Genomic DNA, 18,899 nt, shown 5'->3' with positions numbered 1-18,899 from the left:
TCTAATACTTTTTTAGCTACACCCAATATTTTTTATATTGTGTTACAGACCGTGCAGTGGAATTTTTTTAACTTGTATGTAGCCTCTCCCTATAATACTTTCCACGATGAAGAAACAAATAACTAAGGAAATCGTCCCGCTTACGCCTTATGATTGTTACACCGTGTTCAGAAGAGTGAAATCGGATTTTGATTTTCCCCTTCATTTTCATGAGGAATATGAACTGAATTTCATTTACAACGCGGCCGGCGCGCAAAGAGTGATAGGTGATCATATGGAAGAGATCGGGCAGTGGGAACTGGTGCTGGTGGGCCCCAACCTTCAGCATGCATGGTTCACGCACAATTGTACTGGCAAACGTATCCAGGAGATCACGGTTCAGTTCCATAAAGACCTGTTTGATGACAACTTCATGCGGCGCAACCAGTTTTCGATGATCAAGAACCTGCTGGACAGGTCGGCACGGGGCATTTTGTTTTCACAGGATACCGCTATGAATTTATACAAAAGAATCGAAAGCCTGATATCGCTGACGGGATTTGATTCGATGCTGGAGCTTTTGTCTATCCTGAACGACCTGTCGCTTTCCCGCAATATGCGCGTGCTTTCCGCCACGGCCTTCAGCAATACCCTGCAGCCTTATACCTTTCACAGCCGGCGGATCGAAAAGGCGATCAATTTTATGAAGGAGAATTTCCGCAACCCGATAAGGCTCTCGGATGTGTCGAAAGCAGCCAGCATGTCTGAAGTGGCCTTCAGCCGGTTCTTCAAACAAAAGACCGGTTCTAATTTTATTGACAGCCTTACAGACATCCGGATAGGCCATGCATGCAGGATGCTGATCGATACCACGCATTCCATCACGGAAATAGCCTACGGTTGCGGCTTCAACAATATTTCCAATTTCAACAGGATCTTCAGGAAGAAGAAAGGTTATACCCCGAAAGAATTCCGTTCCCAATATTTGGAGAATGGCGTTAGTGCGTTTTTTTAGAAGACTGCTTACCTGCACTTTTTTAAGGGTGATTTTGAGGGTATTTCACTAAATTACATAACACTCCAATCAATAAACCTCAAAAACACACCTCTTATGACTCCAAAATCAGCAGCTGAGCTGGTGAAAGAAGCCAAACAGCAGATCGAAAATCTTACGCCTGAACAGGTAAAGGACGAATTGTCCAAAGGCAATGCCACGCTGATCGACATCCGTGAAAGTGAAGAGCTGAAGGAAAACGGCATGATCCCCGGCGCTGTGCATGCCCCGCGGGGAATGCTAGAATTTTATGCGGACGCTTCCCTGCCTTATCACAAACCTGAGTTCGACAAAGAAAAGCGGATCATCCTGCATTGCGCTTCCGGCGGCCGTTCCGCGCTGGCCGCGCAAACGCTGAAACAAATGGGCTATGACAATGTAGCGCACCTCGACGGCGGTATCAAAGCCTGGAAAGAAGCGTCGCTGCCTGTTGAATAAGTAATGGTGTTTTGGGAACATTCCCGTAAAAAGGGAAGGTTCCCAAAATATTTATTGACACGGGTAAGGACCATCTGCAAGCCCGCGCGATAAATTTGAGCATGGGCTATAAATTCCACCTTATTGCGCACCTGCTGGTGCTGCAGATCTCCGTACTGAAAGTTTTTTCTCAGCATACGCTCCGCTTACAGGACCCCTCCCGCAAAATATCCGTGCAACTGGCTGTAGATAAAGGCCGGTTAACCTGGTCTGTAGCAGCCGGCAGCAAAATGCTCATCAGCCCGTCTGCCGCGGGAATCGCTTTGCAGGACATTGAGCTGGGGCGCGACGTCAGGAGTATTTCCATTTCCCGGCAATCTGCTGCCGGCAACAGCCGCCTCTGTGAGGTGACCGTGAAGGGCGCGCAGTATACGTTCGGCATGGAGTTCCGCCTCTTCAGCGAGGGCTGCGCCTTCCGGTACAGGCTGCCCGGTGAAGGCACAAAAAAGATCAGGAAAGAATTCACTTCATTTGCCATCCCTGCATCCTCCCGCGTTTGGTTCTTTGAGCGCAACAGCGCCTGGAAATTAAAGTCATACGCAGGATGGTGGACCCATACTTCCATAGACAGCCTGCCCGTCATTTCCTCATCCGGCCCGGTGCAGGGTAAGCCGCTGGTAATGCAGCTGCCGGACAAAAGTTATGTCGTTATCACAGAGGCTGCATTATACAACTACAGCGGCATGCGGCTGGAAGCAACCGGCAACCGAACGGTTCAGGTCAATTTCACAGAAGGGGATGAGGGCTTCGAAGTGCAGGGTGGCCAGTTCACACCCTGGCGTGTAGTGATGTACGCCGGCGACCTGAACAGCCTGGTGAACAATCGTATGATAACAGCATTGAACCCGCGCCCTGATAGATCCCTTTACAACGATGTTTCTTACATCCAACCGGGAAAGGCCGTCTGGAGCTGGATCACAAGAAAAGAGAACTACATGCAGCCGGAGGAGGAAAAACGTTTCATCGATGCCGCCGCTGCGCTGAAATTCAACTATACCCTGCTGGATGAAGGCTGGGAAACCGTTTGGCCGGACAAATGGAAGCAGCTGAAAGAGATCTGCGAATACGCCGCGGAAAGGCAGGTAAAGGTTTGGGTGTGGCGGGATTCCAAATGGCTGCGCGAACCAAACCAACGCGATGCTTTCCTGGACAGCCTGGCGCTTTGCGGCGTTGCCGGCGTTAAAACGGATTTCATGAACAGCGAAGCGAAAGCCCTGGTGGATTTCGAGATCGGTTTTCTCAAAGCCACCGCCGCCCGCAGGCTGATGGTGAATTTCCATGGATGCCACGCCCCGACAGGTGAAAGCGTCACCTACCCCAATGAAATGACAAGAGAAGGCATACGGGGACTGGAGCTGAATAACATGAACGAGCCGATACCGGCCTGGCACAATGCCGCGCTTCCGTTCACCCGTTTTCTTTGCGGGCATGGAGATTATACTCCCGGCTTCTTTTCCAACAAAGGTCCCACCACTTATACGCACCAGCTGGCTTTGATGTACCTGTTCAATTCCCCGTTCCAATGCATGGCTGAAAACCCCGTTACGATCGTGAATGACCCGCTGTATGCGCCGGTCATCCCTTTATTGCAAACCCTGCCGGTCACCTGGGATGAAACGCGCGTGCTGGAAGGCAGTGAGATTGGGCAGCTGGCGGCGCTGGCAAAAAGAAAAGGCAATGAGTGGTATGTGGCCGTCATCAACGGAACGGAGCAGCCGCAGGAGTTCATTTTACGCCCCGCTTTCCTCGGGAAGGGAAAATATCAAGCCCTTATAGTCCGCGATGGTGAAGGTTTTGAGCTGCAGGAAAAGAATATAAAACGTTCGGATACGATGAAATTTACCATCCCGGCAACAGGCGGGATGGTGATACGGATGACAAAGTAAATGCCTTACCGTGCCCAGCTATCCACTTCAAGTATGGCAGCTGCAAAATCCTTCGGCGCCTCCTGCGGCAGGTTGTGCCCGATGCCCCCGGTGATAACCTTGTGTTTGTATTTGCCTGTGTATTTCTTTGCATAGGCGCTGGCATCAGGATGCGGCGCACCATTCGCATCGCCTTCCAGGGTAATTGTTGGAACAGTGATCACCGGGCCTCCGGCAAGCCGGTCTTCAAACTTGTCGTATTCCGCCTCGCCCGGGGCCAAGCCAAGCCGCCAGCGGTAGTTGTGTATCACAACACTTACATGATCCGGGTTGTTCAGGGAAGCCGCACTGCGATTGAATACCGTATCACCGAAATCCCATTTTGGCGAAGCGGTCTGCCAGATAAGCCGGGCAAACTCCGAACGGTATTTTTCATAACCTGCCTTACCGCGTTCCGTAGCAAAATAATATTGATACCACCATTGCAGTTCCGCTTCGGGCATCAATGGAACGTTGCCGGTATTCCTGTTGGCGACCAGGTATCCGCTTACAGATACCAGGCCTTTCAGGCGTTCGGGCCAGAGCGCCGCAATGATGTTGGCCGTGCGCGCTCCCCAATCGCATCCGCCGATCGTTGCTTTTTCTATTTTGAGCGCATCCATCAGGTGAATGATATCGAGCGCAAGCGCTGACTGCTGGCCATTCCGGAAGGTGCTATCAGAAAGGAACTGCGTGGTGCCGTAACCGCGTACGAAAGGTATGATCACGCGGTGCCCTGCCGCAGCAAGCAAAGGGGCCACATCGGCATAAGTGTAGATGTCGTAAGGCCAGCCATGCAGCAGGATCACTACAGGCCCGTCTGATGGCCCGGCTTCGGCATAGCCGACATTCAGCAAACCGGCATTGACCTGTTTTACCGGCCCTAATGTCGTATACCCGTTATATGCAGCCCTGGCATGTTTCGAAGGATCTGTGTGACGAGATACTGCGTTTGTAAATCCCGTCAGTGCAAGCTCGGCAACAGCGCCCAGCGAGATTGCTGCGGCGCCTAAAAAACGGCGGCGGTTGTAATCGGTGCTTTTCATTATCAAAAAGTTAAAAGTTTTTCAAATCACTATGTAAAAGTACCCCATGCAACAGCCATCTAAAACAACGAACCGGGCGGAGTGGACCAGGTAACCCCTGAAGCGGCCATTTTTGACCGGGAAATCATCCGTCTTCAAAAAACGGCAACCTTCACACCATAAGATTGTCCATTTTTATAGCTTTTTTATCCATTTTATTAAACAACTCCCCATTATAAATTTATACCCATTGAACGCAGGCAGTAATCGCAGGCTGAGCGCACATGTACTGTTTCGTGTGCTGTATGGATAAGCTGTATTCTCATTTGTATTATTTATCCGGTTTTACATTCCACCATCCCTGAAGGGAATCACCATAACTATGTTCCACCGTTTCTTCAATCCACGCATATACCTCACCGTTAAACTGAAAAACAATGGTCTTTCTTTTGCATGGCAGCATTCCCACACGCCGTTTCTTTAAGCGCGCTGCCGGGTTGCTGTTATTCCTCTTCGCCGTTTCCGCCGGCGCCGCAGCCGCGGATCCCGTAACTGTTAAGGGTAAAGTCACCGATGAAAAAGGGCAGCCGTTGCCGGGCGTTACCATTGTGGTAAAAGGCACTGCCCTCGGCGCCGTTACCAATGCCGAAGGCGTGTACCAGCTGAAAGTGCCGGATGGCGCGAATGTGCTGCTCTTTAAGTTCATCGGCATGCAGGAGCAGGAGGTCAGCATCAACAAAAGAACAGTGATCGATGTGATGATGTCTTCTTCCGCGCAGAACCTGGAAGCAGCCATCGTGGTAGGCTATGGTACCCAAAAGAAGGCCAACCTGACCGGCGCTGTATCTACCATCGGCTCTAAGGCACTGGAAGCAAGGCCGGTATCTAATGTCGCGCAGGCGCTGCAAGGCTTGTCGCCCGGGTTGAATATCACGCAAAGCGGTGCGCTGGCGGGCAGTATGGAGAACCGTCCATCGATCAATATCCGTGGAGTGGGCACCATCGGGCAGGGATCCAGCGCGGCGCCGCTGGTGCTGATAGACGGGATGGAAGGCGATATCAATGCCATCAGCCCGCAGGATATCGATAACATCTCTGTATTGAAAGATGCGGCGGCTTCCTCCATCTATGGTTCCCGCGCACCCTTCGGCGTGATCCTTATCACGACCAAACAGGGCAAGGCGGGCAAGACCATCATCAATGCGAGCGCCAGCTACCGCTCCAGCCGACCGGTGCTGCTCCCGGAAATGCTCGATTCCTACACTTTCGCCACCTACTTCAACGACGCCAGCGTCAACTCCGGGCAGGGCGTTTATTTTACGCCCGCCCGCATGCAGCGCATCCGCGATTACATAGACGGGAAGATCAAGACCACTATCATCCCGAGGCCCGGCCAGCCCAATCTTTGGGCCGACGGCTATTATGAAGGGAACGATAATATCGATTGGTACCGCGCGATCTATAAACCGCACTCGCCTGCCCGGGAATATTCGCTGAGCGCCAGCGGCGGAAAAGAAAATATCACCTATTTCCTGTCCGGCAATTACCTGGATCAAACCGGGTTTATGCGTTTCGGCGGCGACGAATTCAAACGCTACAATATAACAGCCAGGGTGAACGCGAAACTTTCCGAATGGGCGTCGCTCTCTTTCATCCAGCGTTTCAGCCGCGAAGAATTTGAACGGCCGAGCACCATGACCAACGCCCTGAACCAGCTGATCGGCACGCAGGGCTGGCCGATGCTGCCGCTGTACGACAACAACGGGTTCCTGTACGACTCGCCCTCGCCCGCGCTGGGCCTCCAGGAAGGCGGGCGCGGCGCTAAACAATACGATGCCAACTCGCAGCAGCTGAAGCTCACGATAGAACCGCTGGCCGGGTGGAAAATTTTTGCCGACCTGAATTACAATGTCAATAACCAGTTTTACCACTGGGACATCCAGCAGCTTTATAACCACGACGTGGCGGGCAATCCCTACGTTTATAAATCCGGCTCGCATGTGCATGAAGAAGCGGGCCGCACCAATTACCTGAACACGAACGTGTATACCGAATACGCCCGCCAGCTGGGTCCGCATAACTTTAAAGTGCTGGCCGGCATGCAAACGGAAGTTACCAAAACAAGATGGTTCACCGCGCAACGCGACGGCCTCATTGTGCCCACGCTGCCCGTGCTGGACCTCACCTCTGGCAACGACGCCACCGGCAAACCCGTTCCGCCCAGCGTTGGAGGCAACAACCAGAAATGGGCTACCCAGGGGTATTTCGGGCGGTTGAACTACGATTATAAAGGGAAATACCTGCTGGAAGCGAACCTGCGGTACGACGGCTCTTCCCGTTTCCGCCCGGATATGCGCTGGTTTTATTCACCCTCTGTATCCGCCGGCTGGAACCTTGATAAAGAACCCTTCTGGCAGCCGCTGGAAAAATATGTGACGCAGTTCAAGATAAGAGGTTCCGTTGGGGAACTGGGCAACCAGAATACGACGGACTGGTACCCGACTTATGTAACGATGCCGACGGGTAATTCCAACGGCGTATGGCTGGTGAACGGCGCCAGGCCCAATACCGCATCCGCCCCGGCGCTCATCAGCTCCAATCTTTCCTGGGAAAGGATACGCACCTGGAACCTGGGCGCCGACGCGGCTTTCCTGGGAAACAGGCTGGCCGTTACGTTTGAATATTATACGCGACTGACGCTGAACATGATCGGACCTGCGCCTGAATTGCCGGTTATTTTAGGCACCGACGTTCCGCGTGCAAACAACACCGACCTCAAAACAAACGGCTGGGAGCTGGAAGTGAACTGGAAAGACCAGCTCAGGAACGGCCTTGGATACAACGTACGCCTCTCCCTGTATGATTCCAGGACAAAGATCACCCGTTACCCCAATCCCACTGGCAGCCTGGGCACTTACATCGCGGGTCATATGACGGGGGAGATCTGGGGATACCAGACGGTCGGGATCGCCAAAACGCAGCAGGAGATGGAAGACCACCTGAAGTCGCTGCCCAACGGCGGCCAGAATGCGCTGGGCAGCAACTGGAAAGCCGGCGACCTGATGTTTGCCGATCTGAACGGCGACGGCAGGATCTCCAACGGCGCCAATACGATCACCGATCATGGCGACCTGGCGCTGATCGGCAACAACTCCCCGCGTTACCTCTTTGGGGCTGAAGTGGGGGCAGACTGGAAAGGTGTTGATTTCAGGGCATTTTTCCAGGGTGTGCTGAAGCGGGATTATTTCCAGAACAGTTATTATTTCTGGGGCGTTTCTTCCAGCATTTACGGCTCCGTGGGCCTGAAAGAACATGCCGATTATTTCCGCGACGATCCCGATCACCCGCTGGGCCAGAACCTGGACGCTTACTACCCGCGCCCGCTGATAAGCGCCAAAAACCAGGTAGTGCAAACCAGGTACCTGCAAAATGCGGCCTACCTGCGGTTAAAGAACCTCCAGGTAGGTTACACGCTGCCCGCCGCTTTTACCCGCAGGGCAGGCATTCAAAAAGTGCGGGCCTATGTTTCCGGGGAGAATTTATTCACGATCACAAAAATGTCTTCCATGTTCGACCCGGAAACGGTAGACGGCGGTTATGGTGGGAATGTATACCCGCTGTTTAAAGTATACGCCGCCGGACTGAATGTAACTTTTTGAACATCCTTTCAAACACTAAAAGATGAAAGCGCATAAAATACTCATGGCAGCAGTACTGGCAACGCTGCTGAACGCCTGTAACAAAGACCTGCTCGAAATTCCACCCTTATCGAAAGTAACGCCGGATAACTACCTCGTGGAAGAATCACAGCTGGCGGCCTACGCTATCAAACAATATGAAGGCCTGCCCATATTCAACTATTTCGAAGGCGACGCGCATACCGATGTGGCCGCCAGGAGGGTGCACGACGCGAAATACACGCCGGGGCAATGGCGGGTGGCGCAGTCTGGCGGAGCCTGGTCCTTTACCGGCATCTTCCAGTGCAATTATTTCCTGGAAACGGTGCTGCCGCGCCTTGCCGCCGGTACCATCACAGGCGCCGATGCCAACATCAGGCACTATATAGGCGAAATGTATTATCTCAGGGCCTGGGCGTATTTCGACAAGCTGCAGGCGCTGGGCGACTTCCCCATCATCAAAAACACGCTGAAAGACGATAAGCAGATGTTGACCGCTGCCAGCAAACGCGCCCCGCAGAGCGAGGTCGCCCGTTTTATTTTATCCGACCTGGATTCGGCCATCCTGCTGATGGGCGCCACTGCTCCCACAGGAGGGAAGAACCGTTTGTCCAAAAGCTGCGCCCAGCTGCTGAAATCGAGGGTGGCCCTGTATGAAGGCACTTTCCTGAAGTACTTTAAAGGCACCGCCTATGTGCCGAACGGGCCAGACTGGCCGGGTAAAACAAAGGATTATAACGCCTCTTACAAATTCCCTTCCGGCAGCATAGAAGGTGAAATAGATTTTTTTTTAACGCAGGCCATGGAAGCCGCTAAGGCAGTGGCAGACGTGGTGCCGCTGGTAACCAATACCATGGCGCTGCGCGCGGAAACCTCCAACCAGGATTTTGCCGTGGCAAGCGAAGCCAATCCCTATTGCAGGATGTTCAGCTCCACGGACCTGTCCGGCTTCAGCGAAGTACTGTTGTGGCGCGATTATGATCTCGGGCTGGGCGTGAGCAACGGCATTCCCAATACCATACAGGCCGCGCATGGATGGGGCTTTACGCGCGGGTATGTAGACCGTTTCCTGATGGCGAACGGCCTGCCCGTCTATGCGCCCGGCTCCGGTTATGCGGGAGACGATTCTATACAACTGGTCCGCGAGAACCGTGATGGCAGGCTCTGGCTGTTCCTGGCGCAGCCCGGGCAGATCAATATCCTGAAACCTTCGCCGCTCGGTACACACGCCACGCCCGTGGTTACTTATCCTGATATCCTGAACCTGATAGGCAACCATGATAACGTTACCGGCTATATGAGCCGGAAAGGAAACGTATACGACGGCGCCCAGCTCGGTAATGGCCGCGGCGATGTAGGCAGTATTTCATTGAGGGGAACAGAAGCTTATTTTAATTACATGGAAGCATCTTATGAAAAAACAGGCACGGTAGACGGTACCGCCAAAGCTTATTGGGAAGCCATCAGGAAGCGCGCCGGCGTAGATCCTGATTTTCAGAAGACGATAGCGGCAACTGATCTCTCCAAAGAAGCGGCGGGCGACTGGGCGGTGTATTCAGCCGGCGCGATGGTGGATAAAACGCTGTACAACATCCGCCGCGAACGGAGCTGCGAGCTGATGGGAGAGGGCCTGCGGTATATGGATCTTCGCCGCTGGCGCGCGCTGGACCAGATGATCGGCACGCCTTATCACGTTGAAGGGTTCAAATTATGGGGACCCATCAAAAACTGGTATAAGGCATCATCGCTCACCTATAGCATCGGCGACAAAAGCACTGTATCGGACCCCGCGTTGAGCCCGTATTTGCGCATTTACCAGAAAACGCCGACGGTTCTTGCGTTTACGGGTTACAGATGGGCCATGGCGCATTATTTCAGTCCCATTGCGATGCAGCACTTCCTGATCACTTCGGAAAACAACGACGTGAACACTTCGCCCATTTACCAGAATCCCGGCTGGCCTGTTGAAGCCAATAAGCCGCCATTGGGTTTTTAAGTAGCAGGTTCATCATACAGAAGGCTTCATGTGGTCATGAAGCCTTCTGCTTTTTACGGTGTACTGTTTGGTCAGGCCATCCGCTGCGTAAATATTTTTTTGATCTGGTTCACTTCATTCGTGTAGATCGTTTTTTTTCTCGTGCCGAAGTAGAGCGTGTTTTCAATGACATTGCTTCCTTCCCACAACAGCTTCAGCTCTCCCGAACGCATTTCCTCCCGGCACAGGAAGTCCGGGATAACAGTGACGCCCTTTTCGTTCCGCAGGCAGCGCACAATGGAGCTGATGTTGGGCACAATATAGTTGGGCTTGAAATCTATGTGGTATTTGAAGTTCGTCTGCCAGAATCGCTTCAAATGCTCCATGTCTGCCGCGGTGCTGTACCAGGTCTGCTTTTTCAGCCAACCGGCGGCTTCTTTCAGCTTATTCTCTTTGATGGCTTTTTGAAATGGCCGGCTGTCCAGCTTCGAGCCGCAGACCATCACAATCCTTTCTTTGGAGAAGGCCTGGTATTCCAGGTTCTTTTGTTCTCCCCTGTGCGGCGTTACGATCAGGTCCAGCACGCCTTTGTCCAGGTCGTGCAGCATTTGCGGGTATTCCCCGAATTTGATGATAAGGTTAAAAGGGAGTTTGGAAATATGTTCCTCCAATGTATATTGAAAGGTCTCGAAACACATCCCGAGGCTGATGGTAGGCTGTTCGGCCTGCGAGCTTTTCCCGAACAACTGCTCTACCGTCTGCAGCTTGTCCAATGGCTCCAGTATGAAATTATACAACGCTTTCCCGCGTTCTGTAGGTACCATTCGTTTGGCAGACCTGTCAAACAATTTATATCCCGTAAATCCTTCCAGCGAATTCAGGTGCAGGCTTACGCCGGGCTGGGAAATAAACAAATTCTCCGCTGCGCTGGTGAGAGTGCCGCATTCGTAAATAGCTTTGAAGGTCCGCAGCCATTCCAGGTCGATGGTCATATTCTATTACTTTTGTGATACAAAAGTATGAATTATGTTATTTGGATGATGATATATTCTTTCCGGGACATATTGTCTACAATCTGTAGAATATTTCCCGGAAGCCGGACGGCTGATCAGTGAAAGCCCGGGAAGAACAACAGCGGCACATTGGAATTATACGCCAGGTTTTTGGAGATGCTTTTATGGAACAGGGAAGAAAAGGCGCCATGTTTTTTAGGAACGGCCATGATCATAGAAGCCTGCCGTTCCGCTGCATAGGTCAATATACCTTCTACGATATCGTCCCGGCTGATGTATCCAAAGGTGGGATCATATTTTTCCAGCAGCCGGTGGAGGCCTGTAATGGCCTCGAAAGTTTCCGGCGAATATTTTTCCTCTGTTTCGGGGAACACATTTACGATATACAGTTTAGCTTTAAAAGCAGATAAAAACTCATCCAGCTTATCGCCTGAAAGCCGGTCGACATCTTTAAGGTCTGTCGCAAAAATGATGGTTTCTACAGGTCTGCCTACCAGCGCGTCCTGCGGCACTACCAGCACCGGCGCCTCGCTTGTTTCCAGTATCTGCGAAGTAGTGCTGCCCAGCAGCAGTTCTTCGAAACCCGATTTGCCGGAAACGCCCATTACGATGGCAGCGACCTTTTCCTGCCTGGAGTATTCATTGAGGGCATCTGATAAAAAAGCTTCTTTAGCTACCATGTCTACCTCTATGGCAGAACCGGCCAGGGTCTTTACCCGGTCGTGCAGCAGGCCCAGTGATTCCATGTTTTCAAGGTACAGCTGATGGCTGTCCTCCATAACGGGTATTTCTGTTCCGCCTACATAAGATTGATAAGCGTGGTAAAGAATGATCCGCTCTATTTGCAGCAACGGCGCTATCCCGCAGGCATATTCCGCGGCACGGAAGGCGGCTTCTGAGAAGTCCGTCAGTATCAGCAGTGATTTCATGATCTTGATCGGTTGTATTAAAAAAGAGGGTGAAATAATCATGCCGTCATCTTATGGCGGGTCTGGATTTTGCGGGAAAATAACACACCATCATCCAGTGTATGGCTGATTATACAAATGAAGAGCTGGCGTTGATCCACCGTTACTGGCAGGCTGCCAATTATCTTTCCGCCGCCCAGATCTATCTCGGCGCCAATCCCCTGCTGAAGGAGCCTTTGCGGCCTGAGCACATCAAGCCGCGCCTGATGGGGCATTGGGGCACCTGTCCGGGTTTGAACCTCGTGTATGTACACCTGAACCGGCTGATAAAAAAATCCGGGGCAAACGTCCTGTTTATTGCAGGGCCGGGGCACGGGGCGCCGGCTGTTTTGGCGAACCTTTACCTGGAAGGGACCTACGGCAAGGTATACCCCGACATTACAGCGGATGAAAAAGGCATGGCCCTGTTGTGCCGCCGGTTTGCCGCCCCCGGGGGCATCCCCACGCATGTAAATGCTGCTGTGCCTGGCGCTATTCATGAAGGCGGGGAGCTGGGCTATTGCCTGATGCATGCTGCCGGTGCGGTGTTTGACAATCCCGGCCTGCTGGCCGTTTGCGTGATAGGAGATGGTGAAGCGGAAACGGCCCCGCTGGAAGGCAGCTGGAAATCCATCCGTTTTTTGAACCCGGCAAGAGATGGAGCGATATTGCCTGTTCTTCATCTCAACGGGTATAAAATTTCGAGCGCTACGGTTATGGCCAGGCTGAAGAAAGAAGATCTCACCGCATTCCTGGAAGGTTATGGTTATACCGTTTATTTTGTTGAAGGCGAAAACCCTGCGGACGTTCATTCACAGATGGCGGAAGCGCTGGATAAAGCTTATGCCGCCATAATGGCGATACAGCATGCCGCGCGGCACGGGCAGGAGTATCTTCACCTGCGCTGGCCGCTGATCGTGCTCAGAACGCTCAAAGGCTGGACGGGCCCGGAAGAGTGGAAAGGCGAAAAGATAGAAGGGACCTTTCATGCACACCAGGTGCCGTTGACCCGTGTGAAGGAAGACAAGGAACAGCTGCGGCTGCTGGAACGCTGGCTGCTCGGCTACCAGCTTGAAATGTTATTCGATGATAACGGGACACTGCTGCCCGAGCTGTCCGCGCTTATCCCCGCACCGCACCAGCGGATGGGAGCAAACCCCAATGCCAATGGCGGCGTTTTATTAAAAGCGCTTCCGCTTCCGGAGCCGGAAAAGTATGCGGTGAAAGTATCTTCACCCGGCGTTGTTACCGCGGGAAATACCAGGGAACTTGGAAAATATATAAGAGATGTTTTCAGGCTGAACAAGGATAATAATTTCAGGATGTTCTGTCCCGACGAAGCCGAATCCAATAAGCTGCAACCCGTCTTCGAAGCCACCGGCCGTTTTTATGCCGGGGATATACAGGCGGAAGACGAACATTTGTCCCACGAAGGCAGGGTCATGGAAGTATTGAGCGAACATCTCTGCCAGGGCTGGATGGAAGGATACCTGTTAACCGGCAGGCATGGACTGTTTACCTGCTACGAGGCCTTTGTCGTCATTATCGACTCTATGTTCAACCAATATGCAAAATGGCTGAAGAACAGCAGGGAAACGCAGTGGCGCAGGCCGCTTGCTTCTTTTAATTACCTGCTTACCTCGCATACCTGGCGGCAGGACCACAATGGGTACAGTCACCAGGGACCGGGATTTATTGATACGGTCGTCAACAAAAAAAGCGAAGTGATCCGTATCTATTTTCCCCCGGATGCCAATTGCCTGCTTTGTATCATGGACCATTGCCTGGCTGGCAGGGATAATATCAACCTGGTTGTGGCCGGTAAACAACCCCAGCTGCAATGGCTGGATATGGAAGAGGCAAAAGCGCATTGCGCCGCGGGAGCTTCCCTGTGGCAATGGGCGGGGAATGAAGATGACGCGCCGGACATTGTGCTGGCCTGCTGCGGCGATGTGCCCACGCTGGAAACTGTAGCAGCTGCCTGGCTGCTGCGGAAGCACCTGCCAGCATTGAAAGTACGGGTGATCAACGTAGTGGACCTGATGGCTTTACCGCCCCCGGCGCAACATCCCCACGGGATGGACGAAAAAAAATTCGATGAGCTTTTTACAGCCTCCACCCATGTGATCTTTGCTTTTCACGGCTACGTACGCATTATACACGACCTGGTGCATGGACGCCCCGAGCCTGAACGGTTCCATGTGAGAGGCTTTATGGAAGAAGGTACAACAACAACGCCTTTTGACATGGCAGTGTTGAATAATATCAGCCGTTATCAACTGGCCATGGAAGCCATCCGCAGGAGCAGGTATGCAGGAGAGCAGGCCGTTATCAGCCTTTTTGAGCAAAAATTGAACGAGCACCACCGGTATATCAGGGAGCATCTTGATGACATGCCGGAGATCAAAGACTGGCAATGGGAAGTGCTTTAAATGGATATCACGCTTATAATGCTGCTTCGAAAGCCCCGATAGCCCTTTTCGGCTGGAACGGCTTGCCGGCATGGTCTTTTTCCGGGTGTTGCAAGGGAAATCCTGCAAAAGCGGCGGGGCTGCCGGCTTTGATATTAAAATCTTCCTGATCCGCATTTTTGAACAAGGGGTCTTGGCCGGCCACCCTGTTCTTTTCAGGCGCCGGCAGTTGCGGACCGGGCCAGGCGTTATTGCCGGTATGGAACCACAGGTTGTTGGAGAAAATAAAACTTTCAGGCGCTGTGCCCGCCCCGGTGCTGCAGGCGGTGCGCATCTGGTCATCCACGCAGATGATATTGTTGCGGAAGGTATTGTTGCCGCATTTTACAAAACGGGCAGTGTCTTTATTTTCCTGCAGGATGCGGATGGCCCACCGTTGGGGTTTGTAGATGGTATTGTTGGCCACTTCCGAGCGTATGCAACCTACGAAGGCAACGGGCACTTCCGAGCCGATGAACACATTGCTGTACACTTCCAGGTCTGCCGCTTCCCAGGTGGCATTGGCCGGCCTGAAAAACGCCTGTCCCGTGCTGCCGCCAAGATTGATGGCCCTGCTGCCGGCGTTTTTAAATACGCAGGCTTCCACGCGGATGTGGCTGCTGCCGCCTTTCATTTGCAGGGCGTTGGCGCCCATGTTCTCGAAACGGCACTGGCGGATGATGCTGTTGTGGCAGCCCACCATGTCGATGCCGCTGCCGCCGGGCGATCCGTTCAGGAAAGTGCATTGCTCGATGGTGAGGTTATCCGCGCCGGACAGTTTCAGCAGGTCGTTGTTGCCGGTGGCGGCCATATCGCGGAAAACGCAGTGCCGGAATACGATATGATGCGCGGGAGACGCGTAGGAAGCGCCATCGTCCACATTGAGGCCATTGCCTGTTTGCCGTGAAAACACCACTCCTTCGATATGCAGGTATGCAATATCGCTGCCTTTCCAGGCGGTGGCGCCTCCTTCAAACAGCACGGCGCCGCTTTTTTCCGCGATGATAAAGATCCATTTGCCCGGCGCGCCCTGCAGGCCCTGTAGCGATTGATCGCCGGGATACACGCCGTTGTGCAGCAGGATGGTGTCTCCCGGAACGGCGGCTTTCGCGGCGGCGGTAAGATCGGCATAACGCTGCCCCTGGCCCGTATGCAGCACTGCTGCCGATAAAGGGCCATACAGGCAAACAAGGAACAGGACGGCGGGCAGGCGCATAAGTTATGATCTTGAAAGGAAATTGCCCGGCAGGCGCAATCCGCGTTCATCGGCGAGCACCTTTTCCATGGCTTTCTGCAAACCTTTGGGGACAGCGTTTTTCTCTTCCGCTGTCAATGGCTGCAGCAGCTCATGGAAATCATCTTCTTCGTCGTAATACCCGAAGTAGAGGAAATATTTATCGCTGCCGTAAACCCTCAGCGAGATCTCGTTGTCGTCTTCAAGGGTGTGGATGCTGATCACCGACCATTGCTCGGTATCGTTGTAGTCGTGCCGGATATCAAAAGCATCTTTGCTGAGCGTTTCCGCCAGCAATTTCTCCAGCATTTCCCCGGCGTGGTTCTTTACAAATTCTTCGTAATTCATATTCAGGTTTCTCCCGGGCCGAAGATAATGTAAATCGTCATTCGTTACGCAGACTTTTAACCGGGTTCATCAGCGAGGCTTTCAGGCTTTGCAGGCCGGTGGCCAGCACGGCCACGCACATCAGCGCCAGCGGCGGTACCACGAAAATGTACCAGCTGAGCGGGATGTGGAACGCGAAATTCCCCAGCCATTGCCCCGCGAAGAAATAGACCACCGGGCAGGCCACCAGGGCCGCGATCAGGGTGAGCTTGATGAAATCTTTCGAGAAAAGATACACGATGCCCTGCGTGGTGGCGCCGAGTACTTTGCGGATGCCGATCTCTTTTGTACGCAGCTTGATGTTGTAAGTGCTCAACCCGATCAGGCCGAGGCAGGCGATAAAAATAGCCAGGCCGGTAAAGAAACTGAATATCCTGCCGAAACGTTGGTCCGACTGGTATTGCTGGTTAAAATAATCGTCCAGGAAAAAGCTTTCAAACGCATTGCCGGGAAACAGCGTTTTAAAACGGTCTTCAATAAAAGGCACTACTTTCGCTGCGTCCGCCGTTTTCAGCCGGATGGAATAATAGTCCCAGGGGCTCTTGCTGTTGTGATAATAGAGGATAGGGCTGTATTTATCTTTCAGGGAACGTTGGTGGTAATCTTTCACTACCCCTACGATTTCCCCGGTAATATCCCCGAACCAGGAAACAAATACGATCCTGTTGCCCAGCGCGCTTGCATTGTCCCGGTAGCCGAGCGCCCTTGCCAGCGTTTCATTCACCAGCACCTTGCCCTGCCTGGATTCGAATATGTTCGCCGCCCTTTCTTCCGGCAGGTTGTGGCCGGCCGCCAGGGGGATTTCATATGCGGGAAGAAAGTCATGGTCTATTTCCTGAAGATTGGTGATAAAGCTCTGCGTCGGGTCGGTGCCGGCCTTGCGGATGGCATTACCGGCAAAAATACGTTTGCCCGGCACTTCGGAAGACGGAGCCATGGCCTTGATGGAAGGGTTTTGCACCAGCTGCGTTTTCAACAGCGCCGTTTTGGCCTGGAAGGTGGAATCTGTAATGGCGGGGGCTTTTACGACCAGTAGTTGTTCCTGGTTGTAGCCCAGGTCACGGTTCCGCATATACGATAATTGCTTGTATACAGTTACCGTACCGGCAATGAGGATGATAGACATCGTGAACTGGAAGGCCACCAGCACCTTACGGAGCGGGATGCTGCCTTTGGCGGCCTGTATCTTCCCTTTCAGCACGGTAACGGGTTTGTAGGCAGAAAGGACCAGTGCCGGGAATGCGCCTACCTGTAAAGCACCCAGCCCGAATACCGCCAGGGATCCCGCCCATAGCGACCAGTGGCCCCACATGCCGGCATTCGCGAACGTATCGCTGATCTGTTTGCCGGTAAATGAGTCGAATACGGGTATGGCGGCGAGGATCATGGCAACGGCGAGCACGAGGGCAAACAGGTTGATGATAAAGGCTTCCAGGATAAACTGCATGGTGAGCTGCGTGCGCGTGGCGCCGATCACCTTTCTGAGACCTACTTCCCTGGCCCGTTCCATCGATTTGGCGGTGCTCAGGTTGATGTAATTGATCCAGGCGATGATGAGCAGGAATGCGCCCAGGATGGCCATAAAATTGACTGTTTTTTCGTTGCCGTTCACCTCCGGCTCATTGGAAAAATCGGAACGTAAATGAATATCCGTTACCGGCTGCAGGTGGAAGTGTGAAACGAAGTTCAGCTCCTTCATTTTTGCGCTGAGGTATTTCTGAACGAAGGCGGGAAAACGGGCGGACACTTTCGCCGGATCAGCGCCGGGTTTAAGCAGCACGTAGTTATAGAATTCCGGCCAGCCCCATTCCTTCAAACCAAAATCTTTTTCGATGATGCTCAGCGGGATCAGTATGTTGAATTGCAGGTGGGAATTTTCCGGCAGATCTTCCAGCACCGCGGTGACTTTGAGCGGGTAACCATTTACCTGCAACATTTTGAAAAGGGCGTCTTCATCGCCGAAATATTTCCGGGCGATGGAAGCCGTGATCACAATACTGTTGGGGTCCTGCAGGGCAGTAGCCGCGTTGCCCGCTTTAAAGGGAAAAGAGAACATTTCCAGGAAAGCAGGATCAGCGAAATAACTTTTGGGTTCTATGAACCGCTTTACGTTGCCCTTCCCGTTGTCGTACGACAAAGTGCTGGTTTTCACAAAAACGCGGGAAGGCACTAACCGCGCTGCGTTTTCCACTTCCGGGAAATCGGCCTTCATGGCCGGGCCTACGGCAGGGTGGTTGGAAGCCACCGTTTTGCCGCCGCCAAAGCTTCCCGTGTAGGATATCGGTACGCGGTAAAGGCGGTCGTGCCGTTGGTGGAACTGGTCGTAGCTTTTTTCAAACCAGGTATACTGGAAAATAAAAAAGCAGGCCGCCATACCGATGGCAAGCCCGGCTACATTGATCAGCGCATATGTTTTGTTCTTCCAAACATTCCGGAATGCGATCTTCAGGTAGTTACGGATCATACAGGATAACTTGATTAGAATTGCGGAATTAACAGTCCTGCCGGCGCAATTTTATTGCCATATTTCGATTATTATCATAATGCCTTTCTTATATGATCTGCAAATTCATAATGTGTTCGTTAGCGGACAGGCGATTGTTCAGTTTGAAACAGGCCGCCGGCAGCAGCCTGCCTGCGCTTTGCAAATCCCGCGGTAATAACGTTAAAGTACCAACTAAAATAGCGGTAAAGGGAAACATCCGGCATCCATGTGCTCATAATGCCAGGCAGAAAAAATATCAATATAATACCATGATATAATAAAATACTATCAC

At 52.6% G+C, this 18,899-nt stretch carries 12 protein-coding genes; 6 read left to right on the top strand and 6 right to left on the bottom strand.

Annotation, left to right across the window (positions count from 1 at the left end; translation table 11 throughout):
- Positions 1–106: 106 nt before the first annotated feature.
- The 3 genes from R3I13_RS01705 to R3I13_RS01695 all read left to right on the top strand — a co-directional run bounded on the left by R3I13_RS01705 (position 107) and on the right by R3I13_RS01695 (position 3,396).
- Complete coding sequence (locus R3I13_RS01705) at positions 107–994, top strand: AraC family transcriptional regulator (protein ID WP_346316182.1); 888 nt, start codon at positions 107–109, stop codon at positions 992–994.
- A gap of 96 nt (positions 995–1,090) precedes the next feature.
- On the top strand, positions 1,091–1,471 hold the full coding sequence (locus R3I13_RS01700) for a rhodanese-like domain-containing protein (RefSeq protein ID WP_346316181.1): 381 nt from the start codon (positions 1,091–1,093) through the stop codon (positions 1,469–1,471).
- 101 nt (positions 1,472–1,572) lie between these two features.
- On the top strand, positions 1,573–3,396 hold the full coding sequence (locus tag R3I13_RS01695) for a glycoside hydrolase family 97 catalytic domain-containing protein (protein WP_346316180.1): 1,824 nt from the start codon (positions 1,573–1,575) through the stop codon (positions 3,394–3,396).
- Positions 3,397–3,401: 5 nt separating this feature from the next.
- Here the strand turns inward: R3I13_RS01695 and R3I13_RS01690 are convergent, their stop codons facing one another.
- Positions 3,402–4,460, bottom strand: a complete 1,059-nt coding sequence (locus R3I13_RS01690; protein ID WP_346316179.1) for an alpha/beta hydrolase — start codon at positions 4,458–4,460, stop codon at positions 3,402–3,404.
- A gap of 416 nt (positions 4,461–4,876) precedes the next feature.
- On the opposite strand from R3I13_RS01690, the gene R3I13_RS01685 reads away from it, so the two are divergent.
- Together R3I13_RS01685 and R3I13_RS01680 are read left to right on the top strand one after the other, a co-directional pair.
- Positions 4,877–8,098, top strand: coding sequence for a TonB-dependent receptor (locus tag R3I13_RS01685; protein WP_346316178.1), 3,222 nt, complete (start codon positions 4,877–4,879; stop codon positions 8,096–8,098).
- Between the two features lie 22 nt (positions 8,099–8,120).
- Positions 8,121–10,112: a RagB/SusD family nutrient uptake outer membrane protein gene (locus R3I13_RS01680; protein WP_346316177.1), complete on the top strand. Its 1,992-nt coding sequence runs from the start codon at positions 8,121–8,123 to the stop codon at positions 10,110–10,112.
- Positions 10,113–10,183: 71 nt separating this feature from the next.
- On the opposite strand, the gene R3I13_RS01675 is transcribed toward R3I13_RS01680, so the two are convergent.
- Both R3I13_RS01675 and R3I13_RS01670 read right to left on the bottom strand, forming a co-directional pair.
- On the bottom strand, positions 10,184–11,083 hold the full coding sequence (locus tag R3I13_RS01675; protein WP_346316176.1) for a LysR family transcriptional regulator: 900 nt from the start codon (positions 11,081–11,083) through the stop codon (positions 10,184–10,186).
- Positions 11,084–11,199: 116 nt separating this feature from the next.
- Positions 11,200–12,033 carry a universal stress protein gene (locus R3I13_RS01670; RefSeq protein ID WP_346316175.1) on the bottom strand — a complete coding sequence of 278 codons (834 nt, stop codon included), beginning with the start codon at positions 12,031–12,033 and terminating at the stop codon, positions 11,200–11,202.
- 101 nt (positions 12,034–12,134) lie between these two features.
- Between R3I13_RS01670 and R3I13_RS01665 the strand changes: the two genes are divergently transcribed.
- A complete protein-coding gene (locus tag R3I13_RS01665; protein ID WP_346316174.1) occupies positions 12,135–14,483 on the top strand; it encodes a phosphoketolase family protein in 2,349 nt (782 codons plus the stop codon).
- A gap of 13 nt (positions 14,484–14,496) precedes the next feature.
- Here R3I13_RS01665 and R3I13_RS01660 read toward each other — a convergent pair whose 3' ends face one another.
- The 3 genes from R3I13_RS01660 to R3I13_RS01650 are packed head-to-tail and all read right to left on the bottom strand — an operon-like array spanning position 14,497 to position 18,586.
- Positions 14,497–15,717, bottom strand: coding sequence for a right-handed parallel beta-helix repeat-containing protein (locus R3I13_RS01660; protein WP_346316173.1), 1,221 nt, complete (start codon positions 15,715–15,717; stop codon positions 14,497–14,499).
- Positions 15,718–15,720: 3 nt separating this feature from the next.
- Complete coding sequence (locus R3I13_RS01655) at positions 15,721–16,083, bottom strand: hypothetical protein (protein ID WP_346316172.1); 363 nt, start codon at positions 16,081–16,083, stop codon at positions 15,721–15,723.
- A 37-nt stretch (positions 16,084–16,120) separates the two neighbouring features.
- Positions 16,121–18,586, bottom strand: coding sequence for an ABC transporter permease (locus R3I13_RS01650; protein WP_346316171.1), 2,466 nt, complete (start codon positions 18,584–18,586; stop codon positions 16,121–16,123).
- Between the last annotated feature and the right edge of the window lie 313 nt (positions 18,587–18,899).

Origin of the sequence: Chitinophaga sp. YIM B06452 (assembly GCF_039655965.1) — a bacterium.
GTDB lineage: Bacteria > Bacteroidota > Bacteroidia > Chitinophagales > Chitinophagaceae > Chitinophaga.
Note: the sequence above shows the minus strand (reverse complement) of the source record. Positions and strands in the feature narration are given on the sequence as shown.

Bases quoted from the DNA above. Each gene is read 5' to 3' on its own strand.
- R3I13_RS01675 (WP_346316176.1), bottom strand. From the start codon at position 11,083: ATGACCATCGACCTGGAATGGCTGCGGACCTTCAAAGCTATTTACGAA.
- R3I13_RS01665 (WP_346316174.1), top strand. From the start codon at position 12,135: ATGGCTGATTATACAAATGAAGAGCTGGCGTTGATCCACCGTTACTGG.
- R3I13_RS01705 (WP_346316182.1), top strand. From the start codon at position 107: ATGAAGAAACAAATAACTAAGGAAATCGTCCCGCTTACGCCTTATGAT.
- R3I13_RS01700 (WP_346316181.1), top strand. From the start codon at position 1,091: ATGACTCCAAAATCAGCAGCTGAGCTGGTGAAAGAAGCCAAACAGCAG.
- R3I13_RS01660 (WP_346316173.1), bottom strand. From the start codon at position 15,717: ATGCGCCTGCCCGCCGTCCTGTTCCTTGTTTGCCTGTATGGCCCTTTA.
- R3I13_RS01655 (WP_346316172.1), bottom strand. From the start codon at position 16,083: ATGAATTACGAAGAATTTGTAAAGAACCACGCCGGGGAAATGCTGGAG.
- R3I13_RS01670 (WP_346316175.1), bottom strand. From the start codon at position 12,033: ATGAAATCACTGCTGATACTGACGGACTTCTCAGAAGCCGCCTTCCGT.
- R3I13_RS01695 (WP_346316180.1), top strand. From the start codon at position 1,573: ATGGGCTATAAATTCCACCTTATTGCGCACCTGCTGGTGCTGCAGATC.
- R3I13_RS01685 (WP_346316178.1), top strand. From the start codon at position 4,877: ATGGTCTTTCTTTTGCATGGCAGCATTCCCACACGCCGTTTCTTTAAG.
- R3I13_RS01650 (WP_346316171.1), bottom strand. From the start codon at position 18,586: ATGATCCGTAACTACCTGAAGATCGCATTCCGGAATGTTTGGAAGAAC.
- R3I13_RS01680 (WP_346316177.1), top strand. From the start codon at position 8,121: ATGAAAGCGCATAAAATACTCATGGCAGCAGTACTGGCAACGCTGCTG.
- R3I13_RS01690 (WP_346316179.1), bottom strand. From the start codon at position 4,460: ATGAAAAGCACCGATTACAACCGCCGCCGTTTTTTAGGCGCCGCAGCA.